Genomic DNA, 15,572 nt, shown 5'->3' on the forward strand with positions numbered 1-15,572 from the left:
GCTGACGCCTCCAACTGTCAACCGGAACCAAGATCGGCTTGGTGCCGCCTACCGGTCGCTCCGGTCCGCTCAGGGGCCGGGAGGGCGGAAATTGCTCGTTCGGGTGACGAAGAAACGATTCTTCTCCTCTCTCGTCGTGCGGTGCCGACGGGGCCGGAAAGCATGCTCCTGTTCACTGGTTCATCTCTGTCCGATCTGTCCGAGCACCACACCGGCGGCACGGACGCCGCCACGCGACCAGTGGACTCCACCTCGAACGGAAGAAGGAAGTCCCTGTGCCTCTGACGACCCAGAACGTGGAGCAGGAGCTCGAGCTCGCCAACCAGGCGGGTGATCCGCCGGCCGACCAGCTGGTGTCCGACCTGATCGACAACAAGGAAGTGGACGGGGTCAACGCCCTCTTCCGCACCATCGGCACTCTCAAGCCCGGCCAGGACTACTCGAACCTGCCGCCTCGGCTGGCGGACTTCCTGAAGCAGGCCGAGGCACCGCCGCCGGGCTGGACGGACGCGGACTCCACCGCCGTCGAGGGCTTCTTCCGCCACCACCACGGCACGGCGTCGATGCTGCAGGGCACCGTCGGCCTGATCGGCACCTACCTCTCCCCGACTGGGGCGTTCACCCTGCGCTCCACCGGCCGCCTCGGCGGCGTCGACGGCCCTGGCCGGCGCCTGTCGCAGTCCTCGCGGCTGTTCATCGACATGGGGAACGCCGGCGCCACGCGTGACGGGACCCTCGCGGCGAACGTCACGAAGGTCCGTCTGGTCCACGCCTCGGTACGCCAGCTCCACAAGAAGAGCGGCGTGTGGGACTACGCCAAGTGGGGCGAGCCGGTCCCGCAGAAGTACACCACCGGCGCCATCTGCGTGTTCAGCGTGCAGATCCTCGAGGCCATGAAGAACCTCGGCATCGACGTCTCCAAGGACGACGCCAACGGCTTCATGCGCGCCTGGTACTACGTCAACCACTACCTCGGCACCCCGGAGAAGTGGATGGTCTCCAAGGACGCCGACGAGACCACGCGCCTGTGGAAGCAGGTGCGGGACAACGAGTGGAAGAAGACCGACGACGGCGTCTTCATGACCAAGCAGGCCCTCGACTTCTACAAGAAGTTCTACCCCGGTCCCGTCCACGACGCGTTCGTCGCGATGATCCGCCACGCGCTCACCGACAAGTACGCCGACATGGCCGGACTCCCCAAGAGCGCCCTCGACCTCGCCGCCCAGCCTCTCGCTACCGGCCACGGCCTGGTCAGCGGCATCGGCGGAGGCCTCCTGGGCGGCAGCGCCGAGAAGGTCACCGGCGTCAACCCCTACAAGGAGATCATCGGCATCGCCTCCAAGGCGTACAACGAGATCCAGCGCTACGCACTGACCCACGACCAGGACGACCAGCCCCAGATGCACCAGGAACTGGGCGACAACCGCTGACTTCCCGTGAGCGGCCGGGGGACCCGCGCCCCGTAAGGGGCGCGGTGAACCACGTGACTCAATGCCCACATCCACTGAGACTGGGCACCCACCCGGCTCGGCGAGGAGGACATCGAGGCATTCCTGGCCGCGGCCGGCGACGTGGCCCGGGACGAGCTGCCGGTGCTCGGCTGAGCCGGGGCGTACGTCTGCCGGGGTGCGGTCGCCCTCGCCGCGTCCGGCTATGGATCTGTGAGAACCTGCTGGACACCCTCTAGCCAGCCCATCCCTATCTCTGACGGGGCAGCGTCCGTCGCGCCATCGCGGCGGTCTCGGCGAGCAATTCGGTGCCGAACACCCCGGTCAGCCCGGCGATGATCTGCGCCTTGGCTTGCTCTAGCGCTCGCGGAAGCCGCCGAGGAAGCGGCGGAAGACGCCGCCTTCCCGGGGGAGTGGCGTGGACGGCGGTGGAGCCGTGGGCCGCTCGCGGGCGATCGGCTTGTCGTAGTCGGCCCGGACGATGGCGTCGACGGTCTGGTCGACGTCGAAGTCCTCGGAGCCCTCGATGCAGGGTACGAAGCCGACGAGGATCCCGTCCCGCATGACCTGCGCTTCCAGGCCGGCCGTGTCGTCGGTGTCCCAGACCGCCTCGCGGCCGTCGCGCAAGGCCACGCGCACGCCGATCTGGTAGACGCCCTCGCGGGCGAGGTGAGCATCCGTGCCCCGCTGCCGCAGCGCGTCCACGACGCGAAGCGCTCGCTTCTCGTCCATGCGGCCACGATAACGCCGAGGGCCCTCGTGCACCGAAGATCTCCCGGGCCGACCGGGTCCTGGACCGTGGGTATGAAGCCCGCCAGCGACGGCGAGCTCGTCCCGGGTGCCAGGCGCCTGGGCAAGACGCCCTCGATGCCGCGACAGCCGCCCACGCCCACCGCTCCCATCACAGGGACCGTCGGCGAAGACCATGGACGGCTGGCATGGGCGGCATGGGCTGATCCGCGATGCGCAGGATGGCTCGCACACCGGGCGGGCCGAAAGGTCACCGCCCTGGGGCCGACCGGGACGAGCCGGGGCGCGGTCGTCGTCCAGGTCCTGCGCGAGGTATCCGACGCGCACGCGAAGGCGTGGATGACGACAAGAACGCCCGGACGCGTGCCGTCCCGCCGTTTACGGGTCAGCCGCCGGCTACCGCGACGGGCAGTCAACAGCGCGGTAGCACTGGCCGGTCGGGGACCGGGAGCTCCGGCCTCGGCGCACGATCATTCGGGCACATTCGCCGAGGCGGATGACACCCCGCGGGCGGACCCGTCGAGGAACTCCAGCACGATCGTGTCCACGGCCGCAGCGCCGGCGGTGGGCAGCGCGTGGTGGCCCAGCCCCGGCAGCACTTCGACCCGGGCCCGCGGCAGCAGCCGACGGGCCCGGTCCGCCGTCGCTTCGGCGTCGTGCACCCGGCTGCGCCCGGCGAACAGCACCAGCACAGGCATGGCGAGCGGCGCCGGGTCGAGCGTGTGCCCCACCACCGGCCGGCCCCGCCCCCGCAGAGTCGCGCCCAGCACGTACAGACGCTTGAAGTCCTCGTCCACGCCGGTCCCCGCGCTCTCCCAGTCGAGGAACGCGCCGACTCGCCGCGCGGTGGGCCGCAGCAGCATCGGCAGCGCGCGCAGCAGGTAGCCCGGCCGGTACCCGCCGAACACCTGCGTCGGGTCGAGCAGCGCGAGTCGCTGCACCCGCCGCGGCGCGTGCAGCGCGTACGCGGCGGCCACCCAGCCACCGTACGAGTGCCCGCACAGGGCGGCTGTCGTCAGCCCCAGCCCGTCCAGCACGGCATCCAGCCACGTCATGAGGTCCCGCGGCGTCCGCAGCGGCAGGCCCGCGCGTTCGCTGCGGCCGACGTCGCCGAGGATGTCGACCGCGTACACCCGGTGCCGGGCACCCAGCGCCGGGGCGTTGGCGAACCACGCGGTGCCAGTGGCCCCGCCGCCGTGCAGCAGCACCAGCGGCGGGCTGTCCGGCGGTCCGTAGGCGTGCACCCGGGTCGGGCCGTAGGGCGTGGGCACGGTCTGCTCGGCAGTGCCGGCCGGCCAGCGGGCCAGCAGCGCGTCGTACGCGGCGAAGAATGTCTCGGACACACCGGCTCCTCGGGAGATGGCGATATTCTCTCGCTGGGCGAGATACTAGGCAAGCGAGAGGATGATGCGTCAATGGATACCGAGGAGAGCCGGCATGATCCCCGGCTGCGACTGGTCCATCAACTGCGCGCGTTGACCGTCGAGTTCGACCTGTTGGCCGCGGAGTTCGCCGCCCGTCACGGACTGCACCCCACCGACTTGCGGGCCCTGATCGCCCTGCTCGACGCCGCCCGGGCCGAGCGCCCCATGACCCCCGGCCGGCTCGGCGAACAACTGCGTCTCAACTCCGCCGGCACCACCACCCTCATCGACCGGCTGGAGCGGCTCGGCCTGGTCCGCCGCGAACGCGACACCACCGACCGCCGGCGGGTCCTGCTCACCGTCGAACCACAGGCGGTCGACCTCGGCTGGACGTTCTTCGGCCCCGCCATCGGCACGCTGCTCACCGCGATGGACGCCTTCACCCCGGCCGAACTCGACACCGCCGAGCGCTTCCTCACCGCGATGACCGCCACCGCCGCCGCCACCCGCACGAACGTCGCCGGCTACCACTCCTGACCCGCAGCCGGTGAGCGTCGGCGTGCGCGAGGGCGTATACAGCGCGTGTCCTGCCCATGACGTTTGTCATCCCTGAACTGCTGCCTGCGGACACTGACAGCGGGCCTGGCCCCGGACATAACTTGGGGGACATGGAGATCACGAAGAACACCGCGTCCCACCCCTGCCGCACCGAATGGAGCCTCTCGCTCCTGGGTGGTCTGAAGCAGCAGGGCGCCTTCGCGGCCCGGGAGCGGACGGTGCACGTGGCTGCGGTGGGCGGGGCCAAACTCGACCACACGGACGCCGAGCTGCCCGCAGGCCCTACTCACGTGGTGAAGGCGGCCCTGGTCGGCGGCGCGGAGCTCGCCTACCCCGAAGGGGCCTCCGCCGAGGTCGACGCGTTCTCCGTCCTCGGTGGCGTCGACCTGACCGTCCCCGCCGGTACAACGGTCGAGGTCAGCGGCTTCTCCCTCCTCGGCGGCCGCAGCAAGGACATCGCCGGCGAGCCCGGCGGCGCCGTCATCAAGGTCCGCTCCTACTCCCTCATCGGCGGTGTCAAGGTACGCCAGGCCCGATAACCCACTGCCCCCGCGCGAAGCTCCCCCGGAGACCAGCTGGCGTCACTACGGCTTCGGTGAGTTCCTCATGGAGGACTCCCTGGAAGACACGCAGGCCAGTGACGTGAACGTACGGGCCCTCCGGCCGGGCGGACAGTGGCCGGATGCGGCCGGACGTTGTCTCCCGTGGCACTGTGGATCTGCCCGTCCTTCATCAGCGAGACCCGGGCGCCATCGACGCCCTCTACCGCCGCATGCCCGCGCGCTTCGTGGCCCCTTGGTGCGTCGCGGCGCAGGTCAGGGAGCCGGGCAAGGCGTACATCGATCTGCTTCCCGCGCGCGAGGGCCGCCCCCGCGGGGACATCGACGCCGTGGCGATCGCCCGCTCAGGACCGGCACCGCCGGTGCGTCTGGCATGCCCCCGGTCCGGTCGCGTCACCTGGTGCCGGGCGGGTCGCCCCGACTGGAACTCGGGCTACCGGCGCGGGAGGGGGCGGTGTGGCTTCGCCCCTTAGATGTTGAACGCTTTCAGCTGGACCCGGGCCGAGTCGCGGTCCTCGTAGCGGACCTCCAGCTGCACGATCGCGGCCTGGCCGGTGGGCGCGCTGTCCTCGCGGCTGTTGCTGAAGCAGGTGTCCCACTCGCAGCCGGCTACGGCGCAGGAGTTGCCCGAACACTCGGTCACGTGGTGTCTGACCCGGGGGAAGGCCTCCTGGAGCCTGGCCACGACGTCCTCGCGCGGCATCGTGAACTCCGCCGAGTACGAGCGGTCGAGCCATCCGCCGTCATCGACGCACTTCTTGCCGGTGGCCTGCCGGGGCATCCGGGCTCCGGCGAACTCCATGACCTCCGAGCACGATGTCGCATGAGGCCCGAACACCGCCTCCACCACGACGAAACGCAAAGGGCTCACCACGGCCGCGATGACGGCCGCAGTGCCCACGACGGGCACCAGCCATCGCCAGCGCGCCCTTGGACGCCGGCCAGGCCGGCCGCCGGGCCTGGGCGAGTGAGCGGGCCAGGGGGAGGAAGCGTGGTCCGGGAGAGTCACGAGATTCCATTCTTGAGGCGATTGGTCCGCTTCATCCGGACGCGCCGTTTCCCGGTGACGGTTCCGGTGTGTGATCAATACGGCACGCTCGTCTTGGCTGAGTGGGTGGCGGGCTCCCACCTTCGATGCGGCGGTGCTCGTTGGCCTGCCAGGGACTGTTCGGCGGGCTTCGACGGGGACCGTGGAGCCTGAACGGCACGCACGAGGAGGACCTCGGTGCCGGACGGCGACACCGCTACCGGTACACCGGGCTGCGGCGCCTGGTCGAGGGCCCGGACGCCTACTACGTCGTCCCTCTCGGATGGAACGGGGGTACCGACCTCCTGTACGTGATCCCTAGGACTGCGGACACTTGGGTCGGCCTCACGCCAGGAAGCTGACGCTTGTCTCATGGCGCTGTCATCAGCGGACGAACGCGGCCGTCGCGCGCCGCCGGCGCCGAGGACGCCGAGACGGCGCTCGTGTTACCCGTGTTGCTCGCCCTGGTCCGCCGCATGCCCGACCGGGACGAACGTCGGCTGCCGACTCCGCCACCCGCAAGAAGCATGCCTCCGACCGAAGTCCCAGGCGTGTCCAGCGGATCCGGAAACCGGCCACGTACCGTGGCGTGCGGGCCTGCCGTCAGTTCACGTGGTGCGAGGGGTGATTCCACCATGCTGCCGAGACGGTCTCGTCGGCCTTGGGGTGGTTGGCTACCGGGGATGCCAGGGCAGCGATGATAGCGAGGGTTGTTGCGGTGATGATGCCGGCGGCGATGTGCTTGAGCACGAGTCCTCCATTGTCTCGGCTGGGCGGATTGTCAGGAGGGAGTACATCACCCTGAGATCAACGGACGATCAACAGGCGGACGACGCCCGGGATCCGCACCGACCCGTCGGACGCGCCTCAGCCCTGGGTGAACGTGGCGACGATCAGCGGCTTCCGCTTCCGGCTGCCGCGCGCCGCTGTGAATCGTTGGCCGGCGGGCCGGCGTGGCCATCCGTGCCCCGACCGAGTGGTGGCTGGTCCCCCTGAACAGGGCCCCGGCTCACCGCCGCCCGCGGCTTCCTCGGCGTGGCCGTTGGAACAGCGGATCATCACCACCTACAGCGCCTACCTCGACCCGCGCACGCACGCCATCGCCGTTGCTGACCACATCGACCAGGGCGGCGGCCTTGCCACACAGGACCTGCTCGCTCGGCTCGCCTCACAGCTGCCCGGCGTCGTGGGCACACCGGCCGCAGCTGATCCCGGGCGCCGTGCCCGTTTCGTCTCCCAGGGCCCACCGAGCTCACGACGCCCCAGGCGGTCGAGGCTCCCGGGCGACCGAGTGACCGAGTGACCGAGCGGCTGGGCCTTCGGGCGGTCGGCCGTGTCCGCTGAGCGGGCGGTCACCGCCGCGTCCTCCGTTTGGCCCAGCCCGGCAGCTGTGCCGGGCGCGGGCCGAACGGGCCGGTGTGTCGTCTGCCGAGCCGCCGCGGCAGGTGCGCCGGACCACGTGATCACGCGACTGCCCGGGGCCGGTGCGCCCGTTGGGAGTGGTGGTGAGACCGCCGCAAGTGCACCACACCCGCTCGGATCGCCGATACGGGCCGGGCGGATGGTGCCCAAGGACATCGGCGGCACCCGGGATGCGCGCGGCAGCGCCCGGGGCATGGCCCGGGCGCGTACACCGTCGACCAGCCCTCAGGGGCTCCCGTGCACCTTGTTCGGCAAGTGTGGAATGGGCTGTGGGGTGGGGAGGCTGACAGCCGTTCACGCATGTGCCGACACGCCTTTTCAGTGACCGTCGCCCGTTCACCTCATCGAGACACGGCCCGGCAGCCCCGTCGGGCCACCACTGGCCAGAGCCGGGCGAGCACCGGAACGGGCTGGCACCTCGCCCCCCCCCGAGCGAGCGAATGGAGACCCCGCCGATGAGTACCGTTCCCGTCGAGTTCGCCGACCGGGTCGCCCTGGTCACCGGCGCCGCTTCCGGCATCGGACTTGCCGTCGCCCACCGCCTCGCCGAGGGCGGGGCGACCGTCGTCCTCGCCGACTCCAACCTCGCCGGCGCCGAACAGGCTGCCGCCGCACTGCGCACCGCTGAGCGCGACGCGAACGCCGTCGCCGTCGACGTCACCGATCCTGCCTCGGTGGAGGCGGCCGTCGCACATACAGTCGACACACACGGAGGCCTGCACCTCGCGGTGAACAACGCCGGCATCGCCGCCATCCCGCAGAAGACCGGTACATACGACGTCGGGACCTGGCACCATGTCGTCGCCACCAACCTGCACGGAGTCTTCCACTCCCTGCGGTACGAGATTCCCGCGCTGCTCGCCGCCGGCGGCGGCGCGATCGTCAACATGGCGTCCGTACTCGGTGTGACCGGCTTCCCGGGCTGCTCCGCCTATGTCGCCGCCAAGCACGGGGTCATCGGCCTGACCAGGACCGCCGCCCTCGAATACGCCAACCGGAACATCCGGATCAACGCCGTCGCACCGGGCTTCGTCGACACCCCGCTACTCGCCGACACCAACGCCACCCTGCGCTCCGGCCTGGTCTCCCTCCACCCGCAAGGACGCCTGGGGCGGCCGCAGGAAGTCGCCGAACTCGTCGCGTTCCTCCTCTCCGACCGCGCCTCCTTCATCCAGGGCAGCCACCACCTGATCGACGGCGGCTACACAGCACCATGACCACGACCATGACCGTGGAGCAGCAGCCGTCGAGCCGCCGCTCCACGGTCACTTGGGGAGCCCACCAGCAAGTGCGCCGTCCCCGGTCCGGCGGGCTGGCCCCGGTCTGGTTCAGGCTCTGCTGCGCGGTCGTGCGTGCCTCGTGCGTGTTGTGGTCCGCCTGCGAGACGGCGGTCGCGGAGGTGTCGAGGGAGGATCGTCGCCGCTGCGGTCGCCCCGGAGACGCTGCGCCGTCCGGATGTCGTCGCGAAGGTCGCGGCTTCCTGGTCGGCCGTTGCTTGCGACTGGTTGGTCAGACGAGCGCCGGTGCGGGAACGGGCAAGTAGGGGGCGATGTTGCGCCAGGCGCGCTCGACGTATTCTTCCTTCTCACCGACCGGGGCGACATAGTGCAGCGCGCCTTCGGCGGCTTCGTTCCCCTCAAGGCGAGCGATGATCCAGGCGGCGAGGTAGTGCGAGGCCAGGCAGCCGCCGGCGGTGGCGATGTTGTCCTTGGCGCAGAAGGGCTGGTTGAGGACCTCGATGCCGGCGGCGACGACCCACGGCTTGGTGGTGAGGTCGGTGCAGGCGGGGATGTCGTCGAGCAGGCCGAGCCTGGCCAGCACGAGCGCGCCGGAGCACTGCGCCGCGATGAGTTGGCGCGAGGGGTCCAGGCCCCGCAGAACGTTCATGATCGCCGGGTCTTCGGTGACCTCGCGGGTGGCGATGCCGCTGCCGATGATGACGGCGTCAGCGGCGCAGGCCTCCTCAAGAGTGGACATCTGCTCGATGACCACCCCGTTCATCGACGTCACCTTGGGGCTGGGGGTCGCGATGGTGACGCGCCAGTCATCGGTCCTGATGCGATTGAGCACACCGAGCGCGATCAGGGAGTCGAGCTCGTTGTAGCCCTCGAAGGTGAGGATGGCGATGTGCACGACGGCTGTCCTTTCCGGGTGAGTTGGGACTCGAAGGTAAGGACCCGCGAGCAGGACAGCCAAAGAATTGTCATGGATACAATCCGGCGCATGGCAGCCCCGCGATACAAAAAGCTGGTCGACGCGCTCGCGTCCGACATCCGGACCGGGCGTCTGGCACCGGGGGCGCGGCTGCCGACCCACCGCGCTCTCGCCGCCCGCGAGGGCATCGCCGTGGTGACCGCGACCCGGGTGTACGCCGAGCTGGAAGCGATGGGCCTGGTGAGCCGGGAGCAGGGTCGCGGCACGTTCGTGCGTGACATCACGATCCCCGCCGGTCACGGCATCGATCAGCAAGCCGTCGCCCCGGACACGGTCGACCTCAACTTCAACTACCCGTCGCTGCCCGGCCAGGCCGATCTCCTGCGGCAGGCCCTGCGAGAGATGGCCACCTCCGGCGATCTCGACTCGCTGCTGCGCTACCAGCCACACCGAGGGCGTCCACAGGACAGAGCCTCCATCGCACGACACCTCAGGCGCCGGGGAATCACCGCCGACGCGGATCGGATCCTCATCGCCAACGGTGCCCAGCACGGCCTGGCCATCACCATCATGGCCACGCTGAACGCCGGCGACGTCGTCGCGGTCGACGCACTCACCTACCCGGGTTTCAAGGTGCTCGCGCACGCCTTCCATCTCGACCTGGAGCCCATCCCCACTACCGCCGACGGACCGGATCTCGATGCCCTGGAGAAACTGTGCGCGACCCGCCCGGTGCGCGCGATCTACACCATGCCCACCCTGCACAACCCCCTGGGCTGGGTCATGTCGGCAACCGACCGCACCCGCCTGATCGGGATCGCCCGACAATACGGTCCGCTCATCATCGAGGACGCCTCATACGCCTACCTGGTCGAGGACCCACCACCGCCTCTGGCCGCAACCGCGCCGGACATCACCGTCTACGTCTCGGGACTGTCCAAGAGCATCGCCACCGGCCTGCGGGTCGGCTTCGTCCTCGCCCCGCCACCTGCGGTGCCCTCGCTCGAACGCACCATCCGGGCGACCACCTGGAACACCCCCGCCCTCACCACCGCCATCGCCTGCCGATGGCTCGACGACGGCACGGTGAACCACCTGGAAGCGCGGAAACGAGACGACGCCAAGACGCGCCAGGCACTCGTCAGGCAGGAGCTGGCGGGCCTCCCGCTCATCGGCCACCCCTCGTCCTACTTCACCTGGCTGCCACTGCCCGACGACGCACGCGCCGACCGCCTGACCGCCACCCTCACGCGCCGGCACATCTCGGTCACCACGGCGGAGCCGTTCACCACCTCCACGCACACACCACAGGCGATCCGCCTCGCCCTGGGCTCGACCGATCTGGACAGCCTCAGGTCGGCGCTGCGCACAGTGCGCCGAGCCGCCGTCGAGGACGCCTACGCCTGAACCCGGGGCATCAGCCCTTGTGCCGACAATGTCGGCAGACCGCGGTGCGCCCTGGCGTTAGCGCGTACGTTGTCATAGTTGGACGGGGAGGTGGCGGGGTCCGCGGAGCATGGCGTTCTGCCGGTAGGGGGCGGGTCCTGGACCAGGCGGGCCGTACCGAGGTGGGGGATCAGCGCGCCGAGTGCGGCCTGGGCTTCGATGCGGGCTAGGGGGGCGCCGTAGCACAGGTGGATGCCGCTGCCGAAGCCGAGGTGCTGGTTGTCCGGGCGAGTGGGGTCGAACCTGTCGGGCTCGGGGAACCGCATGGGGTCGCGGTTGCCCGAGGCCAATACCAGTACGACGGATGCGCCTGCGGGAATCGTGGTGCCGGCGACGTCGATGTCGGCGAGGGGGACGCGCTCGCGCATATGGACCGGGGGTTCGTAGCGCAGCAGTTCCTCCACCGCTCGTGGCAGCAGGTCGGGCTCGCGACGCAGGCGGTCCAGCTGCTCGGGGTGGCGCAGCAGGGTGAGCACACCGTTGGTGATGAGGTTGACCGTGGTCTCGTGCCCCGCGATGAACAACAGGATCGCGGTTTCCGCGAGCTCCTCTGGGGTGAGCCGCAGGCCGGGGTCCGGCTCGTTGACGAAGGCGGAGAGCATGTCGTCGGTCGCCTGGTCACGGCGCTGCTCGGCGAGGTCCAACAGGTAACGGCCCATCTCGGTCCGTGCCTGATCACCCGCCCGGGTCCGTTCGGTGGCGTCTTCACCAGGCTTCACGTCGGCGGATGTGACCAGGGCGTCGGACCATTCCCGGAGCAGCGGTTCGTCCTCGCGCGGTACGCCGAGGAGCCGGCAGATCACCGTGACGGGCAGGGGGTAGGCGAAGTCGTCGACGATGTCGATCTGCCGGCCCGCCTGGACGGTGTCCGTCAGCTCCTTGGTGATCCGGGCGATTTCGTCGCGCATGGCATCGACCCGGCCCGGGCTGTGCGGTGGGCCGAACGGCCGCATGGCCAGGGTGCGCAGCCTGTGGTGCTCGGGGTCGTCGAGCCGCAGGAACGGCAGGTGCGGTGCCGTCTCGCCTCGGCTGCGGGGGTCGGCACTCATGCGCGGGTCGTGGAGCAGAGCGGCGATCTCGTGGTAGGTGCCGACCAGATGGCTGCCGTCCGTTTGCCGCACCACGGGACCGGCCTCGCGGAGTTCCGTGTACAGCGGATAGGGGTCGGGACGGCTGGCGTAGTCGGTGATCCGTGCCAGCAGGGTGTCGGAGGCCATGGTGGCTCCTCGTCGTCGGGCGGGACGCGGGTCGGTGGGCGGGTTCTACACCACGGTCAGCCGGCGGTCGGGCAGGTACCCGGTGAGTGCCACGGTGGGGCCGTGGGTGAGCCCCTTCGGGTCCGGCACGTCGGAGGGAATGGTGATGTCGGCCGCGATCGCGCGGTCCGCCGCGCCGGGTGGGGGCGGGAACGGAGCGGCGGTCTCGATCAGGTGCCGGTAGTAGTTGAGCGATTTGGCCATGTCGACGGTGACCGCGGCGGTGACCCGCCCCTGGTAGCCGTAGACCATCGCCAGACGCCGCGCCTCCAGAGAGCCCTGGGCGATCACCACCTGGTCGGAGAAGGCGGGCACACCCACCGACTTGATGTTGAGCCCGAACTGGCTCGACCAGAACTCGGGGACGGCGAGGTGCGGGCGTCGTAGAGGGCCCGGACTGACCATGTTGTGGGCCGCCACCTCGGCCTGCGCGATCGCGTTGCCCCAGTGCTCCAGGGAGAGCATCTGATACCCGAACAGCGGATGGGGGAAGCGGGAGACGTCGCCGGCCACGAAGACGTCGTCGGTGACGATCCCGTACATGTTGAAGGCCCGGCAGCCGGCGTCGCAGGCGATACCGCGCGGGCCCGCCGCCAGTCCGGAATCCGCCAGCCATTCCACGTTGCGGACCGCTCCCAGCGCCACGACGCACACGTCCGCGTCGACGCGGCTGCCGTCGGACAGGTCCGCACCGTTGAAGCGACCGTTCCCGTCGCCGCGCAGGGTGGTGACCGTCACCCCGCAGCGCAGGTCCACCCCGTGGTTGCGCTGCATGACGGCCGCGAGTTTCGACAGGGTGCCGCCGAGCGCGCCCACCAAGGGCGCGGGGCCGCGCTCGGCGACCGTGACCTCCAGCCCCCGTTCCCGGCAGGCCGAGGCGATCTCCGAGCCGGTGAAGCCGCCACCGATCACCAGGACCCGCCGCGGCCCGGCGGCCAGCCGCTTCGCCAGCCCTCCGGCGTCGTCACGGGTGCGCAGGGTGAACACCCCGTCCAGGGCGGCCTCCTCCGGGTGGGGCCAGGGCCGCGCACGGGTCCCGGTGGCGATCAGCAGCCGGTCGAAGGGCAACGACTCGCCGGTGTCCAGCGCCACCCGTTTCGCGAGCGGGTCCAGGCCCGTGGCACGTACGCCCAGCCGCCAGTCGGCGTCCGGGTCCCGCCGCATCGGCAGCCCGGTGGTGTCCGCTGCCGCGTGGCCGAGGAGCACCTGCTTGGACAGCGGTGGCCGGTCGTAGGGCGGATGGGGCTCGTCCCCCACTACGGTCAGTGAGCCGGTGAAGCCCTCGTCGCGCAATGCCTCCGCGGCCCTCAACCCGGCCAGCGACGCGCCGACGATGACGAAGCGGCCGTCCTTGAGGTCACCGGGCACCCGCGTTCACCTCTTCACCGAGGAGGATCGCCTGGACCGGGCACGCCGCCGCGGCCTGGCGCACGCGCTCGACCTGGTCGTCGGGGACGGCCGGGGCGTACAGCAGCCCCTCCTGCCCGTGCAGGTGGAACACCTCCGGCGCGAGGAACACGCACTGCGCGTAGCCCTGGCAGCGCGTGAGGTCCACAACGGTCTGCATCCTCACTACTTCCTCCGTGACCTCGCCCCCTCATTTCCATCATGGGGGGAAATGCGGTCGCCCGCACGACCACGCCGGGCGCGGCACACCCAACCGGCGCATCCTGCTCGCCCAGGCACTGCCGGGTGCGCCGGCGTTCGGCGCCGTCCTGGCATCCCGATGAGCGGCGTGCACGAAGACCGCCGCGCGGCACGGACCCGGGCCAAACTGCGCCAGGCGCTGCTGGAGGAGTGCGCCGGCCGTCCGCTGGCGCAGGTCAGTGCCTGTTTCTGAACCCCGGCTGGCACAACGGGCAGGCCGGCCCGGGGCCTCAGCCCCGCAGCTGCGAGGCTCGCCTTTCGTGCTGCTTCTGTACGCGGAATGCGCGGTGACTGGTGGAGCAGCCGGGTCGTTGAAGACGCGCACTGAATCCGCCGCTACAAGGAGCGACGCTTGAGCACCGACCAGCCGGAGTTCCCAGAGTCCGATGAAGAAGACACCCCGGACAATGACCAGCCGGAGGACGAGCAGCAGCCCAAGACCAGGATGCGCGACATGACGCCGTACACCGAGGACGTGATCACTCTCGACGAGTAGCAGGCGCGGCCGATCGAGTATCGCGGGGCTCGTTCGCGGTCGCCATGCCATCGGCCGCCCCGGGGTTCCGTTTAAGCTCACACGTCGCGATACCTGCGCAGCCGGGGGGCTCGTACGGCGGGTAGGCGGACCAGGGTGTCCTCGAAGGCGTGGCGCTGGGGTGCCAGCGGGTAGCGGGGGCGAGGAGGCAGGGGGTAGTCGTCGCGGAGGACGCCCTCCGGGAGGGCCCCGGTCGCGGGCATCGGCGAGGTCTCGCCCGGGTGGGCGAGATAGGCCCAAACCCCGCTGTCCAGCGGTACCACAGCCCCCTCATCGTCTGGCGAACGCCAGGGCACCCCGGTGAGGGGGTGGCGTGGGACGAGGAGGACGTCGGGACGAGGCCTGGGCAGGGGGATGCCCGGGCCGGCCAGCCCCACGGACCGGGCCCCGGGCCCTGCGGGGAGATACCGGCCGACGGCGTGGCCGAGCAACTCGGCGACGGGACCGTCGGGGAGGTTCACCGAATGGTCCTCGGTGACCGCCACGAGATGGGCCAGGGCGACTCCGATCGCCGCCTCCCAGCGACGGCTCCACGACCCGTCGGGTTCGACGGGTGGGACGCGATGCTCAGCGTGTTCCAGATCGTTCCAGTCGGGAGGCGGACCGGCCGGGACTCCCGAGGGGCGGCGTACGACCGCGTCGGGCTCGAGCCACACCGTCTGCCACGATCCGCAGTCGTCGATGCGGGTTGCCACGGCCCGCTCGCATCCCTCGCACGCCAGGTTGGGACCGGCCCGGCCATCCACACCCCGGCAATACCCTTCGCACTTGTCGAGGAGCAGGGTCATGGACCGGGAGTCGCCGGGGGCGATGACGATCCTGTTCCGCGCGCCGAAGGAGACGGAATACACCCGTGCGAACACGCCCTGCTGAGCAGCCGATTCCGCTCCGACCTCCTCCCACAGCCGCCAGGGCGGCCCGGTGGGCTCAGGTTCGACGGCGTACGTCGAGGGCTCCATCAGCGGGGGGTGGAGTTCCTCCCACCCACCGTGGTGGGTATGAACGGGGAGGGCGACCCGGGACACCGGCGCCGTCAACTCCGTGCCGCACCCGGCACACACGAACACATCCAAAAAAGCTCTCCCCGCCCCGATTCTCCAGGGATTGTGGCTCGCCCGCAGCGGAGAATCCACCGGATTTGCGGGCGACCACCGCCCCCTGCCGAACGGTCATGCCGTGGCCCTGCCACCCCCGGCTCGAGGGGGGGACCTCGAAGTCGTCGACTTCGTCGCCAGCCCTTCGGCCGGGGGAGTCCCCGGACCGCCCCGCGAGCCGCAGCCGGAGGTCGTGGCGACGACCGCCAGAACCATGGCCGGCGAGGCAACCGCGAACCGCGCACGAACCCCTTGTCTGTGCGTATACGTGATCACCACGATACGGAGCCGGAGCCTGCCCTCATCTGCTG

14 protein-coding genes and 1 pseudogene are annotated in these 15,572 nt (G+C 70.6%); 6 read left to right on the forward strand and 9 right to left on the reverse strand.

The genetic code is table 11. From position 1 onward, the window contains the following. The first annotated feature begins 275 nt into the window (after nt 1-275). Nucleotides 276-1,430, forward strand: coding sequence for an oxygenase MpaB family protein (locus tag EKH77_RS30910; RefSeq protein ID WP_240667634.1), 1,155 nt, complete (start codon nt 276-278; stop codon nt 1,428-1,430). A 375-nt stretch (nt 1,431-1,805) separates the two neighbouring features. Here EKH77_RS30910 and EKH77_RS30915 read toward each other — a convergent pair whose 3' ends face one another. Next, nucleotides 1,806-2,180: a hypothetical protein gene (locus EKH77_RS30915; RefSeq protein WP_126917499.1), complete on the reverse strand. Its 375-nt coding sequence runs from the start codon at nt 2,178-2,180 to the stop codon at nt 1,806-1,808. A 488-nt stretch (nt 2,181-2,668) separates the two neighbouring features. Then, nucleotides 2,669-3,541 carry an alpha/beta fold hydrolase gene (locus tag EKH77_RS30920; RefSeq protein WP_126917500.1) on the reverse strand — a complete coding sequence of 291 codons (873 nt, stop codon included), beginning with the start codon at nt 3,539-3,541 and terminating at the stop codon, nt 2,669-2,671. Between the two features lie 72 nt (nt 3,542-3,613). On the opposite strand from EKH77_RS30920, the gene EKH77_RS30925 reads away from it, so the two are divergent. Next, nucleotides 3,614-4,099 (forward strand): MarR family winged helix-turn-helix transcriptional regulator, encoded by a 486-nt coding sequence (locus EKH77_RS30925; RefSeq protein WP_126917501.1) that lies wholly within the window; start codon nt 3,614-3,616, stop codon nt 4,097-4,099. Nucleotides 4,100-4,230: 131 nt separating this feature from the next. Continuing rightward, nucleotides 4,231-4,659 carry a hypothetical protein gene (locus EKH77_RS30930; protein WP_126917502.1) on the forward strand — a complete coding sequence of 143 codons (429 nt, stop codon included), beginning with the start codon at nt 4,231-4,233 and terminating at the stop codon, nt 4,657-4,659. Between the two features lie 490 nt (nt 4,660-5,149). Here EKH77_RS30930 and EKH77_RS30935 read toward each other — a convergent pair whose 3' ends face one another. Further along, nucleotides 5,150-5,581 carry a hypothetical protein gene (locus tag EKH77_RS30935; RefSeq protein ID WP_126917503.1) on the reverse strand — a complete coding sequence of 144 codons (432 nt, stop codon included), beginning with the start codon at nt 5,579-5,581 and terminating at the stop codon, nt 5,150-5,152. Between the two features lie 729 nt (nt 5,582-6,310). After that, on the reverse strand, nt 6,311-6,457 hold the full coding sequence (locus EKH77_RS33210; RefSeq protein ID WP_164737918.1) for a hypothetical protein: 147 nt from the start codon (nt 6,455-6,457) through the stop codon (nt 6,311-6,313). A gap of 1,127 nt (nt 6,458-7,584) precedes the next feature. Here EKH77_RS33210 and EKH77_RS30940 point away from each other — a divergent pair. Next, complete coding sequence (locus EKH77_RS30940) at nt 7,585-8,346, forward strand: SDR family NAD(P)-dependent oxidoreductase (protein WP_240667635.1); 762 nt, start codon at nt 7,585-7,587, stop codon at nt 8,344-8,346. 292 nt (nt 8,347-8,638) lie between these two features. Here EKH77_RS30940 and EKH77_RS30945 read toward each other — a convergent pair whose 3' ends face one another. After that, the gene (locus EKH77_RS30945) at nt 8,639-9,262 is read right to left on the reverse strand and encodes a DJ-1/PfpI family protein (RefSeq protein ID WP_126917505.1); all 624 of its coding nucleotides are present in this window, start codon (nt 9,260-9,262) and stop codon (nt 8,639-8,641) included. Nucleotides 9,263-9,352: 90 nt separating this feature from the next. On the opposite strand from EKH77_RS30945, the gene EKH77_RS30950 reads away from it, so the two are divergent. After that, on the forward strand, nt 9,353-10,690 hold the full coding sequence (locus EKH77_RS30950; protein WP_126917506.1) for a PLP-dependent aminotransferase family protein: 1,338 nt from the start codon (nt 9,353-9,355) through the stop codon (nt 10,688-10,690). A 72-nt stretch (nt 10,691-10,762) separates the two neighbouring features. Here EKH77_RS30950 and EKH77_RS30955 read toward each other — a convergent pair. From EKH77_RS30955 to EKH77_RS30965, 3 genes and pseudogenes are all read right to left on the reverse strand, one after another. After that, a pseudogene (locus EKH77_RS30955) lies at nt 10,763-11,946 on the reverse strand (cytochrome P450). Between the two features lie 45 nt (nt 11,947-11,991). After that, nucleotides 11,992-13,353, reverse strand: coding sequence for an NAD(P)/FAD-dependent oxidoreductase (locus EKH77_RS30960; RefSeq protein ID WP_126917507.1), 1,362 nt, complete (start codon nt 13,351-13,353; stop codon nt 11,992-11,994). Then, entirely contained in the window at nt 13,343-13,552 is a 210-nt protein-coding gene (locus tag EKH77_RS30965; RefSeq protein WP_126917508.1) for a ferredoxin, read from the reverse strand. The genes EKH77_RS30960 and EKH77_RS30965 overlap by 11 nt, the downstream gene beginning before the upstream one ends. A gap of 432 nt (nt 13,553-13,984) precedes the next feature. Between EKH77_RS30965 and EKH77_RS33215 the strand changes: the two genes are divergently transcribed. Then, nucleotides 13,985-14,128, forward strand: coding sequence for a hypothetical protein (locus EKH77_RS33215; protein WP_164737919.1), 144 nt, complete (start codon nt 13,985-13,987; stop codon nt 14,126-14,128). Nucleotides 14,129-14,205: 77 nt separating this feature from the next. On the opposite strand, the gene EKH77_RS30980 is transcribed toward EKH77_RS33215, so the two are convergent. Further along, on the reverse strand, nt 14,206-15,126 hold the full coding sequence (locus tag EKH77_RS30980; protein ID WP_240667636.1) for a hypothetical protein: 921 nt from the start codon (nt 15,124-15,126) through the stop codon (nt 14,206-14,208). Nucleotides 15,127-15,572 lie beyond the last annotated feature (446 nt).

This window comes from Streptomyces luteoverticillatus (assembly GCF_003970715.1).
Classification (GTDB): Bacteria; Actinomycetota; Actinomycetes; order Streptomycetales; family Streptomycetaceae; genus Streptomyces; species Streptomyces abikoensis.

Coding starts and splice junctions, on each gene's coding strand:
- EKH77_RS30925 (WP_126917501.1), top strand. CDS start 3,614: ATGGATACCGAGGAGAGCCGGCATGATCCCCGGCTGCGACTGGTCCAT.
- EKH77_RS30930 (WP_126917502.1), top strand. CDS start 4,231: ATGGAGATCACGAAGAACACCGCGTCCCACCCCTGCCGCACCGAATGG.
- EKH77_RS30915 (WP_126917499.1), bottom strand. CDS start 2,180: ATGGACGAGAAGCGAGCGCTTCGCGTCGTGGACGCGCTGCGGCAGCGG.
- EKH77_RS30980 (WP_240667636.1), bottom strand. CDS start 15,126: ATGGAGCCCTCGACGTACGCCGTCGAACCTGAGCCCACCGGGCCGCCC.
- EKH77_RS30965 (WP_126917508.1), bottom strand. CDS start 13,552: ATGCAGACCGTTGTGGACCTCACGCGCTGCCAGGGCTACGCGCAGTGC.
- EKH77_RS30940 (WP_240667635.1), top strand. CDS start 7,585: ATGAGTACCGTTCCCGTCGAGTTCGCCGACCGGGTCGCCCTGGTCACC.
- EKH77_RS30950 (WP_126917506.1), top strand. CDS start 9,353: ATGGCAGCCCCGCGATACAAAAAGCTGGTCGACGCGCTCGCGTCCGAC.